This is a genomic window from Frankia torreyi (assembly GCF_000948395.1).
GTDB lineage: Bacteria > Actinomycetota > Actinomycetes > Frankiales > Frankiaceae > Frankia > Frankia torreyi.
Window position 1 is genome coordinate 1 of sequence record NZ_JYFN01000070.1, and the last position, 25,115, is coordinate 25,115.

The following is a 25,115-nucleotide window of genomic DNA, read 5'->3' on the forward strand; positions in this document are numbered from 1 at the left end:
CGCAATACACGTCCGATGCCTATCATCGAACCCTGAGCAAGCACGGCGCGCGACCCTCCGTCGGCGCCACCGGAGTGTGCTGGGACAACGCCGCCGCCGAATCCTTCTTCGGCACACTCAAAAATGAACTCGTCTACCGAGAAATCTACCCCACCCGCCGCGCCGCCCGCAGTGCGATCGCCGAGTACATCGAAGTCTTCTACAACCGGCAGCGACTCCACTCCACCCTCGGCTACCACACTCCGGAACACGTCGAACATCTCTACCTGACGAGTCAGACATCAATACCGGAGGCGGCGTAAAGCTGATATAGTCCAACTATCGCGTGTCCGTGAAACGGGCAGCACCTCATCCTGTAGATGCTCGGCCAACCCGTCCCAGGCCTCGATCGCGTCCTCGACGACGCCGAGGAGCTCCGCGGTCGCCGGCCGAACCGCGAGGATCTCCAGTTCAGCCAGCATCCCTCGGCCCGCCTCGACCAGATCGTGCAGCTGCCACCGGTGGTCGTCGACCGGAATCCTGCCGGTAGCCCGCACCAGCCCACGGATCCGCATCAGCTCCGTCGGACTCGGCGGATCGAGTTTCCCGGCCCGCCGCAGCACCCTGGCCACGAACAAGCGGTCCTCGGCCGCCTGCGCCACGACGAGCCGCACCAGCTCCGTCCGGGTCAGGCTCGCCGCCGCCTCGGCGGCCAGCCGTCCCCGTTCCTGCCCGACAGGCTCGGCACCGCGGAGCAGCGCCATCGACGTCCAGGTGATCCCCGCTAGCATCGGCGTCCATGGGTAACGCTGAACTTCGGGAAGCTGAACTTCGGGATCGGGTGTCCGAGCTGCGCGGCGAGGGGAAGTCGCCGAAACAGATCGCGCGCATCCTCGGGGTGCCGCCGTCCATGGTGACCCCGCTGGTGCGGGCCGCCGCGGCGCAGGCCCAGGCCGTGGCCGGTGAGCCGCCGGTCGTCGGGTGCTGGATCAGTGCGGGTTGGAGCCGGGGCCTCACGGTCGACCCATCGCGCGGCTGGGTGGACGAAGCGCCCGAGCCCGACGACGTCGGCGGGCTCGTCAGCGTGCTGGTCGCCCGCAAGCACCGCTGGGACAAGGTGTCGACGTGCGGGTACCTGGCGGACGTCTACTGCCTCGGAGTCAAGAATGCCCTCGGTCCCGACATCAGGACCGAGGTCGAGCTGGCACGCTTCGTACCCGAGTACTTCGCCGCCCACCCGGAAGGCTGGCAGGCCGCACCGATCGAGCTGGCCGCCGACCTGGTCTTCGGCTCCGTCGAGTACGCCCGTGGGCTCGGTTTCGAGCCCCACCCCGACTTCGCCCCGGCCGCCGGCCACCTCGGACCCTGGGATGGGCCCTCAGCGATCACCTTCGGCAAGGACGGCAAGCCGTTCTACCTGTCCGGCCCGTACGACAACCCCCGCCGGGTCGTGGAGACCCTGCAACGCACGGTCGGTCCTGCGCCCAACTTCGACTTCGTCATCGGCCAGGCAGTCTGACGGCCAACCTTACTGACGAGCCATGTAACTGACGGCAGGTGTAAGTTACAGGAGATGTAAGTTGTGGCCGGCGGAGCTGAGGCAGGCATGGCATTCGTGAATCGCACCGAGGAACTCGCCGCCCTTGATGCGTGGTGGAACTCGAGCGATCCACGGCCCGCGGTGATCTGGGGACGGCGCAGGGTGGGCAAGACCGCGCTGGTACAGCGCTTCGCGGAGGGCCGGCGGTCGGTGTTTCACACCGGGGCCGGCCGGGCGGCCGCCGGGGAGCTGGCGCAGCTGTCCCGTCAGGTGGCGGCCGCCGCGCCCGGGCGCATCCGGGACCTTACCGCCCGTCCCTACATCGACTGGGACGACGCTCTCGACGACCTCGCCACCGCGGCCGAACAGGAGCCGCTTCTCGTCGTCCTGGACGAATTTCCGGAGATTGTCACCACCTCACCCGACCTGCCGGGGATCCTGCGGGCCTTCCTCGACCGGACGATCGGCAGGACCAGGCTGCGGCTACTGTTGTGCGGGTCGGCCGTGCGGCACATGACCGCTCTGCGCGGAGGAGCGGGCACCCCTCTACGGCAGGTTTGACCTGTCACTTTCGCTGTATCCGTTCCGTCCGCACGAGGCCGCGCTCATGCTGCCGGGTCTCACCCCGGCGGACCGGGCGCTCGTGTACGGGCTTGGTTGGCGGAATGCCGCTCTACCTGTCATGGTGGGACCAGGATTCCGGCGTCGCCGACAACCTGCTACGGCTGGCCTGCCGGCCCGGGGCGCCCCTGCTCACCGAAGGACAGTTGGTGCTGGCCACCGAGGTGGAGCACGGTGAATTCCCGGCGGCCGTACTGCATGCCATCGCCGCGGGTCGCACACAGTACAATGAGATCAAGGACTATATCCGCGCTGAACCGGCCCGCACCCTGGATCGGCTCGTCGAACTACGGCTGGCTGAACGGATGACTCCGGTCACCGACACAGCTCGCAGTCGGCGACGCGTCTACCGAATCGCCGACAATTTCCTGGCCTTCTACCTCGGCGTGCTCTCTCGCTTCCGGGCGGAGATCGAACGCGGCCTGGGAAAGGCACTGCTTCCAGTACTGATCGACAGTCTGGACGATCATCTCGGCGCGCCGTGGGAGGAAGCCTTTCGCGAGCATCTGCGCCGGCTCGCCGTCGGCGGCACACTGGGCCCCGACGTCGTCGCCGTGGGGTCGTACTGGAGTGCCGGCGGCCAGGACGAGATCGACGCAGTCGTGCTCGCGGGCAGGGACAGACGTCCCGTGCTGGTAGGCGAGGCAAAGTGGGCCCGCACGGCCGATGGCCACAGACTCGCGGGCGTACTTCGCCAGAAGGCCCATGCTCTGCGGGCCGCCGCGCCACCGGCCATTCCAGCGGGTTCGGACGGTTCGGAGGGGACGGACGGGACGGACGACCCCGGCTCGGTTCGCCTCTCCCTCTGCGCTCGCGAGGAGGTCCGCGACGCCCCGCCGGGGACCCTGGTGGTCACCGCCGCCGACATCTTCTCCTGACGGAGATCAAGCATCGCGCGACGACGGCCTCCAGGGATCGTGTTTCCGCTGTCCACGGCGGCTGTCCACGGCGGCTCTCTACGGCGGCGAGGTGCGTATGGTGATGGGCACGTCGAGACGATGTCCGCGTCCGCCGAGGTGGTGTCTTTCGTGAGCGAGGGGTCCTCGGACGAGCGCCCACGACTTGGCCTGGTGCTCGGTGGCGGGGCCGCCCTGGGTGCCGCGCATGTCGGCGTGCTGGAGGTTTTCGAGCAGGCGGGTATCTCCTGCCCTGTCGTCGTGGGTACCAGCGCAGGCGCGCTGATCGGCGCCGGCTACGCGGCCGGACTGAGTAGTGAGGTACTCACCGCGACGGTCCTGTCCGCGAACTGGGCCGACTTCGCGCAGTTCAACATGCGGCGACGGTGGGGCCTGCTGGACACCTCTCCGCTTGAGCTGAGCGTCGAGAAGCACATCGGTGTGGAGAAGCTGGAGGATCTCGGTCGCCGTTTCGGCGCGCTGGCGTGGGACATCCGGGCCAGTGAGGCGGTCCTGCTGACCGAAGGGCCGTTGAGCAGCGCGTTGCGGGCGTCCAGTGCCGTGCCCGGCCTGTTCCCCCCGGTACGCATTGGACGCCGCCTGCTGGTCGATGGGGCGCTGGCGGACAACGTGCCGGTGTGGGCGGCACGCGCACTGGGAGCTGATCTGGTCATCGCCGTCAGCCTCAACGGTGACACGGACAGCAGGGTGCAGACCGCCGGGCGGATGTTGGAGACGCTGCGTGCCCCGCGCGGCGAGCATGCGGCGGTCAGGCGAGACGAACGTGCGCCGGAGGTGCTGATCCACCCGGCCACGGTCGGGGTTTCGCGTTGGTCACCCAAAGGTGTGCAGGGGCTGATCGCCGCCGGACGCCAGGCCGGCGAAGCTGCGCTGCCTGCCGTCGCCGCGGCGGTCGCAGCCGCCGACATCCCCCAGGGCTCCGGCTAGATCGTGTGAGGTCATAGCCGGGATCAGGTCATAGCCGGGATCAGACAGCTACGCGGGATCAGACAGCTACGCGGAAGCCGATGGTGCCGGCGGGAGCCCGAAACGCCTCGCTCAGCCGATGGGCGCCTCGTACACGAGCAGTTCGGTGCCGGCGGTCTCTTCGCCGTCGTCGGGCGCGGCGAGCAGACGCAGCTTGTCGCCCACCTGCTCCAGGGCGACCGGGTTGCGGGTCACGGCGTGCCCGGCCATTGCACAGGCCGAGTGTGCGGGTCCGTCCTGGCCAGGCGATGGCGCGCAGATGTCCTCAGCCTGTCCGCTTACCCCGCGGCCACTCATCGCGGAGACGGCAGCAGCCGCGCCACGGCACTCCGCCGCAGGACGACCCGGCGAGGACGATGGTCATGGCCGTCGCGACAGCGGTTCCCCAAAACGCCGGCAACACGACTCCGCCTGGCCGTTTGGCCAGCTAGCGTTCGACCTGACGTCATGCCATCGACCGCGCGCGGGGAGCGACGGTGGGCACGGGACGGGGGATCCGTGGACGACGATGTGGCCGAGCCATGGCCGGATGTCGGCTCGTTCGGCGAGGCCGATGAGCCAGCGGCGGCCGCCTGGCCCGAGCATGGCCCGGACCGTGGCTTCGGGGACGGGTCCGGGACGCCCCCGCGCCTCGATCGTCCGGGGCTCGGCCGCCGGGTCGGCGACCTGCTGATCTTCCTTACCGGCACGCCGCCCGGCACGGTCGAGGCGGACGACCGGTCCCGGTTCGTCACGGCCGGCGTGCTGATGCTGCTCACCGCCGGGCTCGCGGTCTACGCGGGCGCGAACGTCGCCGCGCTCGGCTTCCACACCTCGCTGGTCGCGACGCTGCCGTTCGGCCTGGTCTACGCGGCGTTCATCCTCTTCATCGACCGGTCGGTCCTGCTGACGGTCGCCGGCTACCGGGCGCGCCGCAACCGAGTCCGGATCCGCCACGTGAGCGGAACCCACTGGGTGCGGATCCTCATCGCCATCTGCGCCGGGCTCCTGGTCACCGAGTCGATTCTGTTGTCGTTCTTCGCCGACTCGATCGAGCCGAAAAAGGACGAGATCAAGTCCGAGCGCCTGGCCGAGGCGATGGCGAAGTGGGACGCGGGCCGCGCGGCAGAGGACAAGGTGCGCAGCAAGGAGCGGGACGACGCCGTCGCCGCAAAGGAGAAGGCGGACGGCGCGGTGACCGACGCCCAGACCTGGGTGAACTGCCAGCAGGTCGGGGGCACCTACAAGGGTCAGCCGTGTGAGCGCGGCCCGGGCCCCATCTTCCAGCAGGCGCTGGACTCGCTCCAGAAGCGGCAGGGCGAGCAGACGACCGCGCAGGATGCGGTCACGGCCGCGCAGAGGAGCCTCACGACGTTCCGAGCCACTCGTGACACCGACCGGGCCACCTACCTGAAGACCGAGACAGCCAAGATCGACGGTGGCGACGACCTGCTGTTGCGCGAGGCCGGATTCTGGCGCCTGACGATGGACGACCACTCGGTGCTCGCCTGGCGGATCATCCTCACCCTGCTGCTTTTCGGTATCGACCTCGCCCCGCTGATGTTCAAGCGGACCCTGGACAGCACCGCGCAGGCCGAGCGGGAACGCAGCGTCCTGTGGGCCCGCCAGCTCGACGGCAAGGCGAACGCCCTGCAGCTGTGGCGCAACCACACCGCGCACCGTGCGAAGGCAAAGGACATCGCCGCCGGGCTCCTCGAGTACTACGAGAAGCGGGCGGTGAACGCCTTCCTGGCCCAGCAGAGGATCGCGGAGGCCCGGCAGGAGGCCGAGGCCGAGCTCGAGCTGATGAGGATCGAGCTGGACAAGGCGGCGAGGCTGCGTGACCTGGCGTACCGCTACCGGATGCCCCTGCCGCCGACCAGGCCGATGCCCACGCCGATCCCGACGATCCCGAAGCCGACACCGCCGCCGGATGACGACGTCCTCGTCGTCCCGATGCCGCCCCCGGAGCCAGGGCCCGACCCCGGCCCCGGCCCGGAGCCGGAGCCTTCCCCCGTTCCGATGCCCGGCCCGGGCCCTGCCCCGGACCCCGGCCCGGGCCCTGCCCCGGATCCCGGGCCGGACCCTGCCCCGGACCCTGGGCCGATCCCCGACACGGTGCCGGAGCAGCCGCTCATCGGTCAGGTGATCAAGAATCGCTGGCGGATCGACCGGCCGCTGAGCAACGCCGATCTGGGTGGCCAGGGGGTGGTCTGGCACGGCACCGACCTGCAGGGCCGCGAGCCGAAGATTGTGATCAAGACGGTCCATGCCGTCGACAGACGGCAGAGCAGCGCGGCGGAGACTCAGCTCGCCAAGGCGCGGGCGCTGCAGCGGGAGATGGACGTCGCGGACGAGATGCCGGGCGGCGCGGGCCGGAATCGGAGGTTCATCGGCGAGATCCTCGACTACGGGACGTTCACCGACAGCGTGCAGGGGCAGCGCTACCTGTTCATCGTCATGCCCGAATACCATCCCGGGAGCTTGGAGCGGCACTGCACGCTCCGGCCGACCCGACCGCTGGGCTGGTGCCTGCGGACGACCGACCAGATCCTCGCGGGAATGGCCGCCGCGGCCGAACGCGGCCTCGTCCACCACGATCTCAAGCCGGCCAACGTCGTCCTCGACGGGGAGACACCGCGGATCATCGACTGGGGGCTGGCCCGGTTCTACCAGCGCACTCCGGGACCATCCGCCCTGCTGCGGATGGGAACCCCGTTCTTCTGCGCACCGGAACAGCTCTCCCACGAGGGTGACTGGTCGACGCCGCTGGCCGACCTGTTCTCGATCGGCGGGATCCTCTATCAGCTTGTCGGCGGCGAGGCGCCGCTCCTGCGGGAGTACCTCGCGGCCGGCGTGAGCGACTTCGACCTGTTCTCCTACTACCAGCTGGCCGAGCGCGTCCGGCCGGTTCGCCTCGACGCGATCCACCGGGAGCTGCCGGCCCCGGTCGCGGACCTCGCCGACCGCTGGCTGTCGTACGACCCCGACCGCCGCGCGGGTCAGGGGGTCGTCCCGAGACGGGCGCTGGAGGCGGCCCGCGCCGACCTCGGCCGCGTCCACGCGGCGGTCCGCAGCGCGCGACAGACGAATCTTCCGGTGGGCCGCGTCGGTCGGTAGCCGCGCCGGGCACACTGGGATCATCCATGCCGACAGGACGCCCCGCCCGCGCCGGCCGGCGCGGGCCCGCGGAGGGAGCACGCCATCAATGCCGTCCTGGTCCTCGTCGCCCTTGGCGTCCTCGCCCTCGGCGCCATCGTCGTTCTTGTCGTGCTGCGCGGCCCGCGGCTGCCGGACGGTCCCGTCGACCTGACCCTGCTACGGCCCGGTCGCCGGCTCCGGACGGCCAGCCGGCCCAGGGCCGCCCTGCCGACGGCCTACCGCCCCGCGCCCCGGACTGACACCGCGACGGACGGCGACGCGGACGGTCACGACGCGGATGGTCACGACGCGGACGGTTCGGCCGCGGACCCCGCCAACCCGTTGCCCGGCGGCCGAAGCCTCGCAACAGCCGATCTGGGTGCCGCTCCCTCGCTCCCGCCGCCCCCGTTCACGTCCCGCGTCCCGCGCGTCCCGCGTGCCCCGGCGGTCAGCCCGGCCGTCACGAAGCCGCTGGCGGTGGCGGTGGCGGAATCCGCCGGCCGGCCGACTCCCGCGCCGTCTGCGCCCGGAGCCGTCGTCGCCGGCGCGGCCACCCGTGCCGGCGGCCGGACGAACGAGGACTTCCACCTCGTCGGCGACAACTTCGCGGGCGTGGCCGACGGTGTCGGCGGCGAGGCGGCTGGGGAAATCGCCTCGGCACTGGCGCTGACGACGATCGCCGCGCTGCGGCCGGCGCGCCAGGTGGACCTGGCCACCGCCCTCGAGCAGGCGGTCCGCGCCGCGAACACGGCGGTGCGTGCGCGGGCCCGGGCCGATGCCCGTCTGGACGGGATGGCAACCACCGTTGACGTGCTGGTCGTCCGTCCGTCCGGCCGCCAGCGGACGGCGGTCGTGGCGCACGTCGGGGACGGGACCATCTGGCACCGTGGCCCGGACACGCCGTGCGCGGTGATCACCCGGCCGCATGCCATCGACGGCGGGCCGCTGCTGCGCGCCGTCGGCCAGACGGACGCGCTCACCGTAGAGACGATCACGGTCTCGCTCGGCGCTCACGACCGGTTCGTGCTCGCCACCGACGGGCTGACCGAAATGCTCACGCCCGAGGGTGTCGCCGCCAGGATCGACGGCATGGGGGCGCTCCCGCCCGCGCAGGCCGCGGCCGCGCTGCTCGCCCTCGCCGAAGCCGCCGGCACCCGCGATGACACCACGGTCGTGGTCGTCGACGTCGGCTGACAAAGCCGGAGTCCGACACCGGTGTCGGGCGGGGACGGCTACCCACAGCCGGATTGTGCGGGCCCGGCTCCCACTGGCGAGGGCCGGGCGGTCGGGCTGGTCGGTGCTTCACTTGGCACAAGCGTCAAGAAAGGGCAGTGTGTGGTGTGGGGCACGTCGAGCGGACGGGCCGGGTGGACGAGGAGAGTGCGTTGCGGTTCGTGTACCAGTATCCCGAGACCAACGGCACCGAGGGTGACCTGCTGGACAGCGGCGACGTCGGCGAGCTCGCCGTCGCCGCCGAGGCCGCCGGTTTCGACGGGTTCGCCTTCACCGAGCATCCGATCCCCGGCGCCCGCTGGCTTGCGTCGGGTGGCCACCAGTCGCTCGACCCGTTCGTCGCGCTCAGCGCCGCGGCCGCCGTCACCACTCGGCTGCGGTTGCTGACCTATCTGGCCGTGGTGCCCTACCGCAATCCGTTCCTCCTGGCGAAGTCCGCCGCGACCCTGGACAAGATCTCCCACGGCCGGCTCACGCTCGGTGTCGGCACCGGTTACCAGAAGGCCGAGTTCTTCGCCCTCGGCGTCGACTTCGACGAGCGCAACGAGCTGTTCGACGAGGCCCTCGAGGTGCTGCCGCTGCACTGGAAGGGTGACCCGTTCAGCTACACCGGCAAGCACTTCTCGGCGCGTGACGTGATCGCCCGGCCCCGGCCGGTGCAGGACCCGATCCCGATCTGGATCGGTGGCAACTCGAAGCTGACGCTGCGCCGGGTCGCGCAGAAGGTCCAGGGCTGGATGCCACTCGGGGGGCCGGCGGAGCTGTTCACCACCACCAGGACCGCTCAGCTCGCGACCACCGAGGCCATGGCCGCGAAGATCCGCGAGCTGCGTGATTTGGCCGGCGAGCGCGGCGCACAGCTCGACATCGCCCCGGCCTACCTCGACGCCACCATCAACCGCCCCGACCAGGAGGCCGACCGCCACCGCGAGGCATTCCAGACCCTCGCCGACGCCGGCGTCACCAACCTGATCATCTCCGCGCCGGGCGGGTCACCGAAGGAGTCGCTCGAGTTCATCGAGGCCTTCGGCGCCACCTACCTCTGAGACGTGCCCTCGTTCCGTCCGGCCCGGCGGGCGGAACGAGCAGCACACCGGCCTTGCCGCGTCGCTTCGCCGCTCTTCTCGCCGCCGTCTCCATGCCGCAGGGGCGCTGGAGGCGGGCGGAGAGTCCTTGATCTGCCGAATTGTGCTGCGCGAGAAGGTCCTTACCGTATGTCCGCGGAGGTGGCGGACCGGTGATCGGCTTAGGGGTGGGCTGCGGTGGACGCGGGAGCATCGGTGTTCGGGCGGGACGATGTGCAGGGGGATCCGCCCGACAGGCTGCCCGCCGGCAGCGCTGGGACAGGGAGCCGAGCGCCGCAGAGGAAGCCCGGGTGGGGGAAGGCGCAGCTCCTGACCGCGCGGGCGAGCAGGCGACAGGTGAGGCGCACCATTGTCGCCGCCGCCGTCTTCACCGTCGGCCTGGCGGGCTGCGGTGGGTCGAATGGTGGCGAAGAGCCGAACGGGCGGCCTGCGGCCCCGCCTTCGGCGACGGCCAGCCTCGCGGCGTCGGGCGACACCTCCGGCCGGGGAACGATCGACGCACGGCAGCCGGCGGCGGTGGCCGCGTCCGCAATCCCCGCGCCCGCCGCGGGGGGCGCAACGCACAGCGCCCCGGCCAGGGGCAGCATCGGTACAGGCAGCGTCGGGGCCGGCAGCGTCGGGGCCGGTACGCCGGTACGCCGGGCCGCCGCCACCCAGCCTGCCCGGATCCCACCGTCTCCGATCCCGGCCGGTAGCGGTGGCGCCGCGCCGCCTCCGGCCGCCGCCGCCGGCACCGGCACCGGCACCGGCACCCCTCAGGGAATCAGCCGGACCTTCTACGGTGCCAACAGTCCGGGCGAGAACCTTCCGCAGCGCACGGCCGGGCCCAACGCGAACTCGGGTGGACCGGGGCTGGTGGTCACCTACCCGCCGGCGTCGCCGTTCGTGGTGCCACAGTGCTACAAACCCGAGCGGTGCCACGGCGACTCCGAGCGGCAGCCGACCCCCGCCCCGTCATCCCCCACGGGGGCGACCACCCGATGAGGCTCGCACCACGCCCTGGGCGTTGATGCGGACGAGCTCATCGCCCGCCTCGTACGGGCGGGCGATGAGCTCGGGCATGTCCGCGGGCCCGGAGGTCCGGGTGCGGTCACTGAGCTGACGGTCGGTCAGCCGAGGAGCGCGAGGGCCTCGTTGAAGCTCTTCGAGGGGCGCATGATCTCGGTGGCCTTGACCGGGTCGGGCTGGTAGTAGCCGCCGATGTCGGCGGGGTTGCCCTGCACGGCGAGCAGCTCCTCGGCGATGGTCTGCTCCTGCTCGGTGAGGGTCTTCGCCAGGGTGGCGAAGGCCTCGGCGAGGGCGGCGTCGTCGGTCTGGGCAGCCAGCTCCTGGGCCCAGTACAGGGACAGGTAGAAGTGGCTGCCGCGGTTGTCGATGCCGCCGACGCGACGGGCGGGCGACTTGTCCTCGTTGAGGAACGTCGCGGTCGCCCGGTCGAGGGTGTCGGCGAGGACCTTCGCCCGGGTGTTGCCGGTGGACAGGGCGAACTGCTCGAAGCTCACCGCGAGCGCGAGGAACTCACCGAGGCTGTCCCAGCGCAGGTAGTTCTCCTTGACGAGCTGCTGGACGTGCTTGGGCGCGGAGCCGCCGGCGCCGGTCTCGAACAGGCCGCCGCCGTTCATCAGCGGGACCACCGAGAGCATCTTGGCGCTCGTGCCGAGCTCCAGGATGGGGAACAGGTCGGTCAGGTAGTCGCGCAGCACGTTGCCGGTGACGGAGATGGTGTTCTCGCCGCGGCGGATCCGCTCCAGCGAGAACGCGATCGCCTCCTCCGGGGACTTGACGAGGATCTCCAGACCCGTCGTGTCGTGCTCGGGCAGGTAGGCCCGAATCTTCTCGATCAGCCGGGCGTCGTGGGCGCGGGTGGCGTCGAGCCAGAACACCGCCGGGTCGCCGCTGGCGCGGGCGCGGGTGACGGCGAGCTTCACCCAGTCCCGGACCGGGGCGTCCTTGGTCTGGCAGGCGCGGAAGATGTCGCCGGCCCCGACCGCCTGCTCCAGCACGGCCTCGCCGGCGGCGTTGACCACGCGGACGGTGCCGGTGGTCGGGATCTCGAAGGTCTTGTCGTGGCTGCCGTACTCCTCGGCCTTCTGCGCCATGAGGCCGACGTTGGGCACCGAGCCCATCGTCGCCGGGTCGTAGGCGCCATGGGCGCGGCAGTCGTCGAGCACGACCTGGTAGATGCCGGCGTAGCTGGAGTCCGGCAGCACCGCGAGGGTGTCGGCCTCCGCGCCGTCCGGGCCCCACATGTGGCCGGAGGTGCGGATCATCGCGGGCATGGAGGCGTCGACGATGATGTCGCTCGGCACGTGCAGGTTGGTGATCCCGCGGTCGGAGTCGACCATCGCCAGGGCCGGGCCCTCGGCGATCTCGGCCTCGAACGACGCCTTGATCGCCGCGCCGTCGGGCAGGGACGCCAGGCCCTTGAGGATGCCGCCGAGGCCGTCGTTCGGGGACAGCCCGGCGGCGGCGAGCGCCTCGCCGTGGGCGGCGAACGTCTTCGGGAAGAACGCGCGGACCACGTGGCCGAAGATGATCGGGTCGGAGACCTTCATCATCGTGGCCTTCAGGTGCACGGAGAACAGCACGCCCTCCGCCTTCGCCCGGGCGATCTGCGCGGTGAGGAACTCGCGCAGCGCGGCCACCCGCAGGACGGCGGCGTCGACGACCTCGCCGGCGAGCACCGGCAGGGCCGGCAGCAGGACGGTGGTGCTGCCGTCGTCACCGGCCAGCTCGATGCGCAGGGTGTCGTCCGCGGGCAGGATCACGGACTTCTCGGTGGAGCGGAAGTCGTCGGCGCCCATGGTGGCGACGTTCGTCTTCGACTCGGAGCTCCACGCGCCCATCCGGTGCGGGTGCGCACGGGCGTAGGCCTTCACCGAGGCGGGGGCGCGACGGTCGGAGTTGCCCTCGCGCAGCACCGGGTTGACGGCGCTGCCCTTGATCTTGTCGTAGCGGGCGCGGATGTCGCGCTCGGCGTCGGTACGCGGGTCGTCGGGGTAGTCCGGCAGCGCGTAGCCCTGCTGCTGCAGCTCGGCGACCGCCGCCTTGAGCTGCGGGATCGACGCCGAGATGTTCGGCAGCTTGATGATGTTCGCCCCGGGGGTCTTCGCCAGCTCACCGAGCTCGGCGAGCGCGTCGTCGATGCGCTGCCCGGGTTCGAGATGCTCGGGGAAGCTGGCGATGATCCGCCCCGCGAGGGAGATGTCGCGGCTCTCCACCGGGACGCCGGCCGTCGCCGCGTACGCCTGCACCACCGGCAGGAACGAGTACGTGGCCAGGGCCGGGGCCTCGTCCGTGTGGGTATAGATGATCGTCGAATCAGTCACCGAGACTCCGCTTCACGTCTACTCCGTCTGGGTATCAACATATGCCGCGCCGGGACCCGCCACCGTGATCACAGCGATGGGTGCGGGCGGGTGCTCGTCGACGGGCCGGCGCCGCAGTGGTCACGATCAGGCCGTGGCCGGGCACGCCATGGCCGGCGCGCAGGTGGAGCGCGTCGATCGAGTTCGAACGCGGAATCGACACCGAGAGGGTCGGCGAGTCGCCGCCGGGATTCTACGGCACCCGGTTCGCTCGGGTGTCGTCCCAGACGGCCGACCTGCGGCATCCCGGCCCCCGATGGCTGCCTTCGTGGCGGTTCGACCGGGCTGACGTCACCTGTGGGTGCCTGTCCCGGGCGACGAGATGAGCACGTGGGCTGCCGATTTCCAGCCCACCACCCGGTGTGAGCTAGTTCACTGGGCGGATGAGTGGACGGCCGTCGCCCGATGGGTCATGCACCCGGTCGGCCGGTTCGTGTGGGGCGGGGTCAGCGGGGTAGATCGTCCGCCATGACCGCCAGCACCGACCCACCCGACCTGCCCGGCCCGGGCCGGCGCGCCGACCAGGAGGACGCGGAGTCCGCGCAGGAGCGACGCAACCGCAACTGGGCCGACATCCTGCAGGAGCTGCGGGTGGCCCAGACGGGCGTGCAGTTGCTGACCGCCTTCCTGCTGGCCCTGCCGTTTCAGAATCGCTTCGCCGACCTCACCGACGGTCAGGAGTGGCTCTACCTCGCGATCGTGCTGCTGTCGATCATGGCCACGGGGCTGCTGATCATGCCGGTGAGTCTGCACCGCGCCCTGTTCCGCAGGCGCGAGAAGGAGACGCTGGTCCAGATCGCCAACCGGCTCGCCCAGGTCGGGCTCGCCGTGCTGGCCCTGGCGATCTCCGGGGTGGTCCTGCTGATCTTCGACGTCACCAAGGGCCGGACCACGGCCGTGGTCGCCGCGAGCGCCACCCTGGTCGTCCTGACGGTGCTGTGGGCGGCGATCCCGGCGCTGATCACCCGGGTGGGCACGGCGGACTGACGCCGCCCACCGCCGGCGTTTGCGCAGGTACGGCCGGGACACTGGCGACAATGACGACCGAGGGTGTACGGACGGTCGGAGTCGAGGAGGAGTTCGTCCTCGTCGACCCCGACCGGCACGCGGTGCGCGCCGCCGCGTCGCGGGCGCTCAGAAACCAGGGCTCAGAAACCAGGGCTCAGGGGCCGGGGCGGAACGAGGCGAAGATCGTACGCATCTGGCCGACGGCGGCGTCCCAGCCCTGCTCCGGGACCCGCCAGCGCAGCGCGTAGCCGTGCCCGTTGCGGACCACCCCGAAGTCGAGGACGTGGATGGTCTGCCCGCCGGAGGTGAAGGTGAACTCCCAGATCGCCGCACTGGTCCCGGCGCCGCCGTCCGCGGGGCGGATGGACAGGCGGCGGTAGCCGGCGGAGCTCCCGCGGACCGCGGGCTCCTGGTCCTGCCAGGCGCCGATGGCGGACGGGCCCGCCTTCGGCTGCACGTCGATGAACAGATCCGGATGGCCGGACGGCGCGGTGGTGATCACCCGCCCGTTGCCCCGCTCGGAGATCCGCCAGCCGGCGGGTAGCGCCGCCGACCAGCCGCTACCGTCCCGGTGGAGGGTGTAGCCGTCCGGGGCGTCGGCGGGGTCGGTCGTGTCCGGAATGAGCGCGCCGAGGTTGTCGCCGACCTGCGCCACGGCGGGCGACGCGGTGGACGCCGCGGACGGCGTGGCTGCCGGCGTCGGGCCGGTCGCGGGCGCCGACGTCGCCGTGGCCGGCGCCGCCCCTGCCGTGGCCGTCGCCGAGGCCCGCGGTGCCGGCGACGTGGCGTGGGCGGCCGGCGACGTCGCGGCGGCCGGCGGGGACGCCTGCGAGCCGCCGTCCGCGAGGACCAGGCCGAGCACGATCGCCGTGGCAGCGATCACCACGGCCGCGACGGCGGCGAGCACAGCGATGCGCCGCCGACGCGCCGGCCCGGCCGGATCGCGGCGCGCCGCGGCCGGGTCGACCCCGCCCGCGGCTCCGGACGCAGCGGCCAGACCCGCCGGAACAGCCTGGTCGGGTTCACCGGCGGAACCGGACCGGCCATCCCAGCTCGCTCCGGCATCGAGGCCGCCCGGCCCAGCCAGGCCAGGCTGGTCGGGCGGGCCGGGCGGGCCGGCGGGGGCGGCCAGAGCGGCGGAGGCAGGCTGATCGGCGGGAGCGTGCTGGTCGGCGGGAGCGTGCTGGTCGGCGGGGGCAGGCTGGTCGGCGGGGGTGGATCGGGCGCTCGGGGCAGGTCGGCCTGGCGGCTCGGCTGGCGACCCGGCAGCGGGGGCGGGGGCGCCCACGGCGGGGCCGGGGGCGCCGGCCGCAGCGGGGCGCGCGGCCGGACCCGAGGTCGCCGCCGGCGGCGGGGCCGCGCCATCCAGGCCATCCAGGCCGTTGAGTCCGTCCAGGTCAAGCTGCGGGATCTCCACCAGCGTGCCGTCGAGGGTGTGGTCGGTCTCCTCCAGCCGGTCGGCGATCTCGCGCAGCCGGCCGCGGGCCTCGGCGAGCGACGGGCGCCGCGCCGGGTCGGAGTCGAGCAGCTCGGTGAGGACCCCGCGCAGAGGGCCGCTGTGCTGGAACGGCCGACGCCGGTCCTCCACCACGGCCGCGAGGATGGCCAGCGGCCCCTCGCCCTCGAACGGCGGCACTCCCTCGACGGCCGTGAACAGGGTCGCGCCGAGTCCCCACACGTCCCCGGCGGCGCCGACGCGGGCGCCGCGGGCCCGCTCGGGGGCGATGTAGGCGGGCGACCCGACGAGCGTCCCCGCCTCGGTCAGGGTCGCGTCACCCTCGGTGACGGCGATGCCGAAGTCGGTGAGCCGCGCCTGCCCGTCGACGGTGACGAGGACGTTGCCGGGCTTGACGTCGCGATGCACGACACCACCACGATGCGCGGCCTCCAGGGCGTAGGCGAGGCTGACGCCGATGCGGGCCACCTCCAGTGGCGGCAGCCGGCCGGCGCCGCGGATGAGATCGGCGAGCGAGGTGCCGTCGACGTACTCCATGACGATCCACGTGTGGTCGTCGGCGTCGAGGACGTCGTAGACCGTCACCAGACCGGGGTGACGCAGCCGGGCGGCGGCGCGGGCCTCGCGCAGCACCCGCTCGCTGAGCAGCGCCCGCTCGGCCGGGGACGCGACCGGCGGTCGCCGGACCTCCTTGATGGCCACCCGGCGGCGCAGCAGGGTGTCCTCGCCCTCGCGGACGACGCCGCCGCCGCCGCTACCGAGCACCCGCCCGAGCCGGTAGCGACCGGCGAGCCTACGTTCCTGGCCCGCGGCGCGGTCGGTCGCCATCGCTCGCACTGCCCCCTGATCGTGAGGATTTCCCCGCTCTACCCATCCTCTGACGTCGAAACCGGGAAGATGGGTGAAATGGCGCGTGGAGTTCGCCCACAATCCCACAGCCCGATCGTGTCGGGCCCCGGGCCGGCACCGCCGAGGCCCGGCGGCCACCGGCTTCGGCCGGCGCGAGAGGCGACCGGCGCCGCGCAACCCGTCCCGTTCGTCCGGGCAGGCCACCGCACCGGGTGCCCATCGGTGCTGAGCGCTCCCCGGTCGGGCGGGCCGATCTTCGGGGGTCCGGACGTTGCACTGCGGCGCGCTCGTGCCGCAGGGTGGAGGCCATGCCGAAGCACGCGCCGCCGCGGCCCGCGCCGCCACTCCCCGCGCCGCTGCCAGTCCCCGCCGCGGCGGATCGCGCCGCGGCGGCCGCGCTGCGCCGTGCCTTCCGGCGTCACGCCGCCGGGGTCACGATCGTGACGTTGACCGGCGCGCAGGGCCCGGTGGGGTTCACGGCGACGTCGGTGGCGTCGCTGTCGCAGAGCCCGCCGTTGGTGTCGCTGTCGCTGTCGGCGGGCTCGTCGATCGTCCCGACACTGCACGCGGCGGACACCCTGGTCGTGCACCTGCTCTCCCATGACCAGCACGACCTGGCCGCCCGTTTTGCGGCACCGGGCGCCGACCGGTTCGCCGCGCCGACGCGATGGCGGACGTTGGGCACCGGGGAACCGCTGCTGCTCGACGCCGCGGTCTGGCTGCGCTGCCGGATCCGTGACCGGATCCCCGCGGGCGACCACTGGCTGGTGGTGGCCGAGGTGGTCGAGAGCCGGGCGGAGCGGTCCGTCGCGCCGCTGGTCTACCACGACGGTGGCTACGGCACGTTCGTCGGTCCCGCCACCGGCGTCCCGCCCGTCGAGGCCGCCACTCCCGCGGCGCCGCAGGACGGGGGCGGCGACGGTGACGGCAGCGGCGGCAGCGCCGGCAACGGCCGCGCCGGCAACGGTAGAGGGGACGGCGGCAGGAGCGTCGGCGGCCCGCCCGCACCCGACGAGGGCGATCTGGGTATCCGCGCACGCCGGGCGACCCGCCCGGTCCGCCCGGGTCGGTCTACGCCGACGAAGGACGGTCGATGACGGTTTGTCTCCCCGTCGGCGGGCACCCAGCCGGCACGCACAAGGCACCGGACGCCGACGTGGGAGGGCATCGCCCGTCCCACCCCCGCCCTTCGTCTTTTCGGTAGCAGCCAGCCCGCCTTCTTGATCATTTTGAGGCCGCCAGCGATTCGTCAACAGCGTTGATTATCTTGTGGTTCCGGAGTCCGATCCTTCCGGCCACACCGGCCCGTGCCGCCCCGGTCACCCCGCCGGCACGGGGGCTGGCCGGCCGGCGGGTCCTTCTGCCCATCGAGGGCGACCCGCCCGTTCGGGGGCCCTCGGCAGGCCCGGCCGGGCACCATCATCGAAAGCGCCGACAGCCGCCCTCACCTGCCGTCCCCTTCTCCGCGCCTGGAGAAAGCCTGCGCGATTGGGCTACTCCCTTTTTGTGGGCTCTTTCCGGTAGCCACTTTCAACCTTCATCCCTCGGTCCATGGCGGACCAACAACCGGCGCACGGCGCACGGCGACGGGCCGAAATCCGAGAATCTCGTTGATTGACAGCCCGAAAGGGCTCTGTTCGACCCGTGCGGACGGCACTTGACACGCCTTCAGACGGAAGAAGGTTGCGCCACCAAGGGCGCGACTTCGATCGCAGTTTTGACCGAGGGTCGCCCCGGACGTCCCTCGTATCGCCCCCACCGCGGGGTACCTCGTCCGTCTGAGACGCCGGTTCGACCGTTCTGACCTGGCATTTCACTCTCGAACGGCCAGCGAAGTCCGCGCGACCGACCTCGCCTCACACTCCTGGCGAGGCCGTCTGCACGCGTGTGCATCTTCTCGAGCCGGAGTAGCGGGGAGCCCAATCTTCGTCTCGAGCCCGTCGCGGTAAGGTGCAAATGCCCAGATTTCTGGATGACGTCGCCGGGAGCTCAAAGTAATGCAATGGATCACACGCTCTCATCTGAGAGCGGGCGCTCGAACGATCGGCGCCGTGGCGGCGACGGGATGTCTGACGCTGGGTCTGCCCGGCGTGGCGTCAGCGACCCCAACGCCGAACAAGGATGCCGGACTGGTGACGCTGGTTCAGGGGCTGCCGGATATGAAGGCGGACGTCACCATGGACGGGCAGACCCTGATCAAGGACCTGGTGGCCAAACAGGTCGCGGACCCGAAGCCGCTGGTTGCCGGGGCCCACCGCGTCGAGATCCGGCCTGTCGGCCAGCCGGCGAGCGCGCCGCCATCGGCAGCCGCCGACGTTGCCATCCACCCTGGCACCCGGCTTTCGGTCGCAGTGGGTCTCGACGGCGCGGGCAAGCCTCTCGCGCGGGTCTACGACGACACCACCAGTAAGGCCTGGCCGACCAACGTGTCGGCGATCGTCGTCCGTGACGTCGCGGCGCTGGCGGCCGGCCAGATCAAGATCGACGGCAAGTACGTCGGCGACGTCCCGAGCACCGGTCAGGTCGTCCAGACCTTCCCTTCCGTCTCGCCTGAGGTCGCCGTCAACGCGCTCCCCTGCCTCATCACCGGCAAGACCAAGGACGGCCTCCCCTGCGTCTACGTCGGTCCGCCCGTCGTCGACGTGCCTGGTGTCGGCACGCCTGGTGTCGGCACGCCTGGTGTCGGCGGCGTGGGCGTGCCCTGCGTCACCGACAAGCCCAAGGACGGCGTCCCCTGCGTGCCCGGCGTCGGGGGCGTGCCGGGCGTCGGCGGCGTGCCCGGAGTCGGGGGCGTGCCCGGCGTCGGCACCGTGCCCTGCGTCACCGACAAGCCCAAGGACAGCGTCCCCTGCGTGCCCGGTGTCGGCGGCGTCCCCGGCGGCACTCCCGGCGGAGGCGTCCCCGGCGGAGGCACCCCCGGCGGAGGCACCCCTGGCGGCGGCACTCCCGGTGGCGGTGTCCCCGGCGGCGGCACCCCAGGTGGCGGCGTCCCCGGCGGCGGCACCCCAGGTGGCGGCACCCCCGGCGGCGGCACCCCTGGCGGCGGCACCCCAGGTGGCGGCGTCCCCGGCGGCGGCGGCCCAGGTGGCGGCACCCCCGGCGGCGGCCCAGGTGGCGGCGTCCCAGGTGGCGGCACCCCCGGCGGCGGCGCCCCAGGTGGCGGCGTCCCTGGTGGCGGCACCCCAGGTGGCGGCACGCCAGGGTCGGGGGGATCGCACACGGTCACCGTGACCGACACCACGGGCAAGCCGCTGGTGCCGGCCCAGACGGTGCCGACCAAGCCCGGATCGACGACCAACCTCTACATCGTCGGTGGCCCCGGCTCCTACAGTTGGCTGTCCCACCAGGCCGCGAACTCGCCCACCTCGGTCAACGCCGGCAACAGCGGACTGGCCGCGGATGACGACCACCCGCCCGTGCTGGCCATCGGGGCGCTCGGCCTCGCGGTCGGATCGGCCGGGGTCCTGTTCGGGTGGCAGCGCCGCCGAGCGTGGCTGGCCCGCCGACAGGGATGATCGAGTCTCGCCGACGAACGGTGACGGCCGGTCCGCCGCCCGAGGACGGATCGGCCGCACCGGCCGCGAGCCAGGAGCCGATCACGGGCGGGCCTGATCGGCCCAGACCACCGGGCACCCGGCTGGCGCGGACCCGTCGACGTCGCCGTGGCCGCCGCCTACTGGTGGTCACGGCGACGGTCGCGGGCGTCGTCGGCGGCAGTGGCATGGCCGGATGGGTGGCGTCGAGACCCCCCGGCGACGTCGGTTCGCTCGCCGCGGGCGCGACGGCGGCCGCCTCCCCGCGGGCGGCGGCGTCGCAGGGGCCGGCGGCGTTCGCGAGTTCCACCCGAACGGGCGCCGCGGCGGGCACCGCGTCACCGTCGCCGTCCACCGATCCGGAGGCGGTCCTACGACGCCGGCCGACGGCCGTCGCCGTGGCGAGCCTAAGCATCTCGGCGCCGGTGACGGTGGCCTCCGTCAACGCGACCACGCGCGCGCTCAACGTGCCGGTCGACCCGGCGACGCTGGGATGGTGGGCAGGAGGCGGGGCCCCGGGTGCCTCATCGGGGACGGTCGTGCTCGCCGGGCACGTCGACTACAACGGCCGCCCCGGCGCCCTCTACCCGCTCAGCCGGGTCGAGATAGGGGCCTTGGTCGTCGTCACCAGCGCCGACGGCACGAAGCACGACTACCGGGTGGTGACCCGCCGGCACGTCGTGAAGACCAGGCTCGCGGACACGGGAGTCTTCCGGACGGACGGCCCGCCCCGCCTGGCCCTCATCACCTGCGGCGGGGCGTTCAACACCGCCACGCACAGCTACCGTGACAACCTGATCGTTCTCGCCCTTCCCGTCTGATCGGTGTCTCGCGGATCCGGTATAGCTGGGACGTGAATGCTCCCGACCAGACCAGTCCCAGCGTGACGACCCGCTGGGAGTCACTCACCGCAGGCAGGTCGGGCCGGCGTTACGCGGACCGGTTCGTGCAGCTTGCCGCCGCCGGGGTCGATGTGCACGGCGAGGCGGCGTTCTGCCACGCGTTGGCGCCCGCCGAGTCCCGGATCCTGGACGCGGGCTGCGGCACCGGTCGGGTGGCAATCCGGCTGGCGGAGCTGGGCCACCGATGCGTCGGGGTCGACGCCGACCCCTCGATGCTCGGTGTGGCCCGAGACCGGTCCGCCGCCGTCAGCTGGATCCTCGCCGACCTCGCCGACCTGGACGCACCCGTCGCGTCCGGGGCGCCCGAACCGGCCGGCGCGCCGCCCGCCACCGACGGGCCGTTCGACCTCATCGTCGCCGCCGGCAACGTCATCGCGCTGCTCGCCCCGGGGACGGAGGCCGCGATCCTGCGCGGTCTCGCCCGCCGCCTCGCCCCCGGCGGCCTGCTCGTGGCCGGGTTCGGGCTCGACNCCNCNCNCCNCCCCCTGCCCGCCGCTCCCTTCGAGCTGGCGGACTACGACGGCTGGTGCGCCGCCGCCGGCCTCACCCTCGACCGCCGGTTCGCCACCTGGCAGCGCACACCCTTCGAGACCGGCGAGACCGGCGACGCCCCCCTCGACCGCGGCGAGGGGCGGGCCGCTGCCCCCGGCTACGCCGTGAGCGTCCACCGCAGATAAGCCCTGACCAGCCGTTTTGTAGCATCAACTAGTACAAATTGAACGTAAACGGACGATTCGCCTAATGTTGCGCCTATGAGAACGCGGATGTGGAGACGGCGGATCCTGCTGCCCTCGATGATCGCGGTGAGCACGCTGGTCGGCCTGGCCGTCGGGGGCTCCCCGGCGCAGGCGGCGACGTGCCCGGCGACGGGGACCAGCAGCGACGACGGATCGTCGATCACCTGTGTCACCTCCCCCGTAGCCGGCGACGCGCGCCTGGTCGACCTCACGATCCACTCGACGGCCATGAACGCCGACGAGTCCGTGCGCCTGCTGCTGCCGACCTCCTACGACACCCAACCCGACCGGACCTGGCCGGTGCTGTACCTGCTGCACGGCGGGGCGAGCAGCAGCGACATGGCGTCCGACCACACCGACTGGTCGGAGAACACCGACGTCGAGAGCCAGACCGCCGGCCGCAACGTGATCGTCGCCATGCCCGACGGCGGCAGTGCCGGGTGGTACAGCGACTGGGTCAACGACCCGGCCCGCTGGGAGACCTTCCACACGGTCGAGCTACGCCAGCTCCTCGAACGCAACTACCGGGCCGGCTCCGACCGGGCGATCGCCGGCCTGTCGATGGGCGGATTCGGCGCGCTGTCCTACGTGGGCCGCCATCCCGGCGACTTCAAGGCCGTGGCCGCCTACAGCGGCGTCGCCCACCCCTTCGGCAACCCCCAGCAGTTCCAGATGCTCCTGGCGGGGTCCGGGAAGGACATCAACGCCCTGTGGGGTGACCCGACGACCGCGTCCGGGGCGGCGACCTGGCAGCAGCACGACCCGTACTACCTGGTCGACAACCTGACCTCCATCCCGGTCTACATCTCGTCCGGGGACGGCACACCGGGCCCGAACGACGCCGACCCCGGTGTGGTCAACCTGGAGAAGATCACGAACACCGAGAGCCAGGCGGTCGCCCAGCACCTCACCGACGCGTACGTCGCCGCGCACCCCGGCGCGACCGGCGATCCGCTGCTCATCACGCACTTCTACAGCCCCGGCGTGCACACCTGGCCCTACTGGTCCCGGGAGTTCGACGCCTCCCTGCCCNCCCTGCTCNCCGCGATCAACGCCTGAGCGCCGACTCGACCCGCCGAGCTCCCCGGCGGATGCGCTGACGATCGATACTGGCCCGGGCCTGGCCGCACCCCGTCAGTCCCGGGCCGGCGGCGTGGCGGACCGGTAGGCGGCGAGCAGGTGGGCGCCGATGAGGGCATTGCCCCGCGCGGAGGCGTGCAGTCCGTCGGGGGCGAACAGGGTCGGGTCGGCACCGAAGCGCCGTGACACGGCGGTCCGCAGGGTCACCGGCGTGCCGCCGGCCGCGGCGACCGCCGGCGTCTGCGCCCGTTCGAGCAGCAGGCCGAGCAGCCAGAGGACCTCGCGCAGCGGCGAGCGGACGGCGGAGATGACGCTCAGGTCGGGCGTGGTACCGACGATCACCTGGGCGCCCCCGCGGCGCAGGTCGGTGACGGCGCCGGCGAGGTGGCGGGCGGCGGCCGCCGGGGAGGTGCGATTGCGGATGTCGTTGACGCCGATGGAGATGACGGCCAGGTCGGGTGCCGCGGGGGCGACCCGGGCGACCTGGGCGGCGAGATGCTCGGCGCGGGCGCCGTCGCGGGCGGCGCTGATGACCCGCACATGCCGGCCACCACCGTGATCGCCGCCGACACCGCCACCGCCGCCCTCGCCGCCACCGTCACCGCCGGCGAGGGCGTCACCGCCGGCGAGGGCGCGGGCCAGCCAGCCGCCGAGGGTGTCGTCGTAGTCGTGCACACCGGTGCCCTGGGCGCTGGAGTCGCCGAGGATCCCGAGGGTGAACGGCGGATGCGTCGGGTTGCCATAGAACTCGCGCACCGGCGGCGCGGGGGTGGTCAGCGGCCGCACCCGGCCGTCGGCCGCGCCGCCCTGATACAGCGCCAGGCGCCACACCCCGACGCCCGCCCCCACGAACGCACCGCTGCCCGCGGCCCCCGCCGACAGCAGCAACCGGCCTCGCCCGATCATCGCTCCCCCCTCCGGCCACCGACGGGTGGCGCGTCCCCCGGCGATCGATCCCCGCCCGCGGCACCCGTGCCCGACCGGCCGGCGTCGTTCGTCACCGGCGGGTCGAACGGCTTCGCGACGCGAGGCCGGCGACGTCCCGCGGGCGGTGCTCGGCGAACGCGACGCGGGCGGCGGGCAGCGTGCCGCGGGCAGGCCCAGATTTTACCCGCGAGAGTCGTCGCCGCCAGCCGATCCGCCGGCACCACCGGGTACCGCAGGCGGCGCCGGAAGGGACTTCCGAGCGGGCGACCGCCGTTGTCCGGCCCGGTGCCATCGCCCGCCGCACGCCGGGGCGACGACCATCACCAAACGTGCCCGACGAATACCCGAGACCGCCACCGGCGGTGTTTACCGCGCCGTAACGGAGAATCGATCCCCGACCTCCGGACAGATATGGTTTGCTTCCCTCATCCCTCTCGCCGCGGAAACTCCCGCCCGGGTGGGGCGCGCGGATCCGGTCCAGCTACCGCGTACCGACCGGCGAGCCCGTGAGCGGCGACGAACGTGCCGCCACGCCGCCGGCCTCCTCGACGGCCCCGGTCGCCGCCGACGTTCCGCCCGGTCACCGGCCTGCCCTCGGCGCCCGACCTGCCCTCGGCGCCCGGCCTGCGCTCGGCGCCCGGCCTGCGCTCAGCCCCAGCCTGCCCCGACGCCCGACCGGCGCCCATCCCTCCATCCACGCCCAACTCCCGCGGACGGGTGCAATGACTCGACACCATTCGTCGGCGGTCGCCGACCTCACCATCCTCCCCCTGGCACCGAGGCTCGGCGCGGAAGTCAGCAGAATCGACCTGCGAACGGGCCTGACCCCGGAACGGCGCGCGCTGCTCCGTACACTTCTTTTCCAGCACGGAGTGTTGGTCTTCCGGGACCAGGCGCTGGACACCGCCGGTCAGGTCGCGTTCGCCGAGGCATTCGGCCCGATCCTGGTGTTCACCAGCGTCGTCGACCCCGAGCCGGCCCGTCCCGGCGTGCACGAGGTCCACGGCGGCAGCGTCGGCTGGCATTTCGACGCCAGCAGCCTGCCCGCACCACCGGTGGCGACGGTCCTGCGGGCCGTGCGCGTGCCGCCCGTGGGCAACGACACCCTGTGGGCCAGCGGCGTGGCCGCCTACCAGGCGCTGACCCCCGAGCTGCGCGCGCTGGCGACCGGCCGGTACGTCACCCACGGCCGCGGGGTGGCGCGCGAACCCGGCGACGAACGCCCCATCGTCGCGCACCCGCTGGTCCGCCGGCACCCGCACACCGGCGAGCACTACCTGTACATCAACCTGCCGGACTGGGACAGCCCACTGATCCTCGGGATGAGCCCGCCCGACAGTGACGCGCTGGTGGCCGAGCTGCGCGCCGCGTACCTGCGCCCGGAGCACCAGCTCCGCCTGCACTGGACGCCGGGGACGATCGTGATGTGGGACAACCGGGCCGTCCTGCACAGCGGCACCGGTGACCACGATCCCGACACCCGCCACCTCGTGCGGATCTGCCTCGCCGCGCTGCACCCGTGACCGCCCCGGGCGGACCGGGGGAATCGATGCCCTTGACTTGAAGTCGGGTTCAGCTTTCAGGCTGGGTGCACGTGATCGGATGACCACCGCGGCACCCGACGCGACGCCCGGAGGAGACCCGCGCCATGCCACCCTCGACGCCGCCGTTCGCCCCGACACCGCCCGCCCCAGCACCGGCCGCCCCAGCACCGGCCGCCCCAGCACCGGCCGGCCCGGCACCCGCCACTCCGACAGCCACCACCCCGACAGCTACCGACGAGGCCTCCCGCCC

The 25,115-nt window shown here is 72.7% G+C and carries 21 protein-coding genes; 16 read left to right on the forward strand and 5 right to left on the reverse strand.

Features of this window, described 5'->3' with window-relative positions; translation table 11 throughout:
* Nucleotides 1-302 (forward strand): integrase core domain-containing protein (locus FF36_RS27040; RefSeq protein ID WP_044888021.1); only part of this gene is annotated, 302 nt, incomplete at its 5' end.
* On the opposite strand, the gene FF36_RS31820 is transcribed toward FF36_RS27040, so the two are convergent.
* A complete protein-coding gene (locus tag FF36_RS31820; protein WP_052681479.1) occupies nt 282-770 on the reverse strand; it encodes a hypothetical protein in 489 nt (162 codons plus the stop codon). The genes FF36_RS27040 and FF36_RS31820 overlap by 21 nt on opposite strands.
* Before the next feature lie 50 nt (nt 771-820).
* Between FF36_RS31820 and FF36_RS27050 the strand changes: the two genes are divergently transcribed.
* The 4 genes from FF36_RS27050 to FF36_RS27060 all read left to right on the forward strand — a co-directional run bounded on the left by FF36_RS27050 (nt 821) and on the right by FF36_RS27060 (nt 3,984).
* Nucleotides 821-1,498 (forward strand): helix-turn-helix domain-containing protein, encoded by a 678-nt coding sequence (locus tag FF36_RS27050; RefSeq protein ID WP_242419748.1) that lies wholly within the window; start codon nt 821-823, stop codon nt 1,496-1,498.
* Nucleotides 1,499-1,585: 87 nt separating this feature from the next.
* Entirely contained in the window at nt 1,586-2,080 is a 495-nt protein-coding gene (locus tag FF36_RS39225) for an AAA family ATPase (protein ID WP_242422918.1), read from the forward strand.
* A gap of 104 nt (nt 2,081-2,184) precedes the next feature.
* A complete protein-coding gene (locus tag FF36_RS39230; RefSeq protein WP_242422919.1) occupies nt 2,185-3,018 on the forward strand; it encodes a DUF234 domain-containing protein in 834 nt (277 codons plus the stop codon).
* A gap of 150 nt (nt 3,019-3,168) precedes the next feature.
* The gene (locus FF36_RS27060; protein ID WP_157867003.1) at nt 3,169-3,984 is read left to right on the forward strand and encodes a patatin-like phospholipase family protein; all 816 of its coding nucleotides are present in this window, start codon (nt 3,169-3,171) and stop codon (nt 3,982-3,984) included.
* 111 nt (nt 3,985-4,095) lie between these two features.
* On the opposite strand, the gene FF36_RS40190 is transcribed toward FF36_RS27060, so the two are convergent.
* Complete coding sequence (locus FF36_RS40190) at nt 4,096-4,218, reverse strand: hypothetical protein (protein WP_255354353.1); 123 nt, start codon at nt 4,216-4,218, stop codon at nt 4,096-4,098.
* 303 nt (nt 4,219-4,521) lie between these two features.
* On the opposite strand from FF36_RS40190, the gene FF36_RS40195 reads away from it, so the two are divergent.
* The 4 genes from FF36_RS40195 (at nt 4,522) to FF36_RS27080 (ending at nt 10,445) form a co-directional block, all read left to right on the forward strand.
* Complete coding sequence (locus tag FF36_RS40195) at nt 4,522-7,122, forward strand: DUF4407 domain-containing protein (protein WP_052681483.1); 2,601 nt, start codon at nt 4,522-4,524, stop codon at nt 7,120-7,122.
* A 150-nt stretch (nt 7,123-7,272) separates the two neighbouring features.
* A complete protein-coding gene (locus FF36_RS31830) occupies nt 7,273-8,337 on the forward strand; it encodes a PP2C family protein-serine/threonine phosphatase (RefSeq protein ID WP_052681485.1) in 1,065 nt (354 codons plus the stop codon).
* A 173-nt stretch (nt 8,338-8,510) separates the two neighbouring features.
* The gene (locus tag FF36_RS27075; protein WP_044888039.1) at nt 8,511-9,422 is read left to right on the forward strand and encodes an LLM class F420-dependent oxidoreductase; all 912 of its coding nucleotides are present in this window, start codon (nt 8,511-8,513) and stop codon (nt 9,420-9,422) included.
* 375 nt (nt 9,423-9,797) lie between these two features.
* Nucleotides 9,798-10,445, forward strand: coding sequence for a hypothetical protein (locus tag FF36_RS27080; protein ID WP_044888023.1), 648 nt, complete (start codon nt 9,798-9,800; stop codon nt 10,443-10,445).
* A gap of 125 nt (nt 10,446-10,570) precedes the next feature.
* Here FF36_RS27080 and FF36_RS27085 read toward each other — a convergent pair whose 3' ends face one another.
* A complete protein-coding gene (locus FF36_RS27085) occupies nt 10,571-12,790 on the reverse strand; it encodes an NADP-dependent isocitrate dehydrogenase (protein WP_044888024.1) in 2,220 nt (739 codons plus the stop codon).
* Between the two features lie 507 nt (nt 12,791-13,297).
* Between FF36_RS27085 and FF36_RS27095 the strand changes: the two genes are divergently transcribed.
* On the forward strand, nt 13,298-13,816 hold the full coding sequence (locus tag FF36_RS27095; RefSeq protein WP_044888026.1) for a DUF6328 family protein: 519 nt from the start codon (nt 13,298-13,300) through the stop codon (nt 13,814-13,816).
* 175 nt (nt 13,817-13,991) lie between these two features.
* Here the strand turns inward: FF36_RS27095 and FF36_RS27100 are convergent, their stop codons facing one another.
* Complete coding sequence (locus FF36_RS27100; protein WP_044888027.1) at nt 13,992-16,121, reverse strand: serine/threonine-protein kinase; 2,130 nt, start codon at nt 16,119-16,121, stop codon at nt 13,992-13,994.
* A 329-nt stretch (nt 16,122-16,450) separates the two neighbouring features.
* Here FF36_RS27100 and FF36_RS27105 point away from each other — a divergent pair, with 329 nt between their 5' ends.
* From FF36_RS27105 to FF36_RS27125, 5 genes are all read left to right on the forward strand, one after another.
* Nucleotides 16,451-17,239, forward strand: a complete 789-nt coding sequence (locus FF36_RS27105) for a flavin reductase family protein (RefSeq protein ID WP_044888028.1) — start codon at nt 16,451-16,453, stop codon at nt 17,237-17,239.
* Nucleotides 17,240-18,274: 1,035 nt separating this feature from the next.
* Nucleotides 18,275-19,657, forward strand: a complete 1,383-nt coding sequence (locus tag FF36_RS27110) for a DUF4397 domain-containing protein (protein ID WP_242419743.1) — start codon at nt 18,275-18,277, stop codon at nt 19,655-19,657.
* A 218-nt stretch (nt 19,658-19,875) separates the two neighbouring features.
* Complete coding sequence (locus tag FF36_RS31835) at nt 19,876-20,496, forward strand: class F sortase (RefSeq protein ID WP_157867002.1); 621 nt, start codon at nt 19,876-19,878, stop codon at nt 20,494-20,496.
* A gap of 152 nt (nt 20,497-20,648) precedes the next feature.
* A partial coding sequence (locus FF36_RS39245) for a class I SAM-dependent methyltransferase (protein WP_277912995.1) occupies nt 20,649-21,050 on the forward strand: 402 nt, incomplete at its 3' end.
* A gap of 291 nt (nt 21,051-21,341) precedes the next feature.
* Nucleotides 21,342-22,346: alpha/beta hydrolase (locus tag FF36_RS27125; RefSeq protein WP_242422920.1), on the forward strand; the 1,005-nt coding region annotated here is incomplete at its 3' end.
* A 102-nt stretch (nt 22,347-22,448) separates the two neighbouring features.
* On the opposite strand, the gene FF36_RS27130 is transcribed toward FF36_RS27125, so the two are convergent.
* Nucleotides 22,449-23,300, reverse strand: a complete 852-nt coding sequence (locus FF36_RS27130; protein ID WP_044888032.1) for an SGNH/GDSL hydrolase family protein — start codon at nt 23,298-23,300, stop codon at nt 22,449-22,451.
* A 743-nt stretch (nt 23,301-24,043) separates the two neighbouring features.
* On the opposite strand from FF36_RS27130, the gene FF36_RS27135 reads away from it, so the two are divergent.
* Nucleotides 24,044-24,844 carry a TauD/TfdA dioxygenase family protein gene (locus FF36_RS27135; RefSeq protein WP_044888033.1) on the forward strand — a complete coding sequence of 267 codons (801 nt, stop codon included), beginning with the start codon at nt 24,044-24,046 and terminating at the stop codon, nt 24,842-24,844.
* Nucleotides 24,845-25,115: the final 271 nt, after the last annotated feature.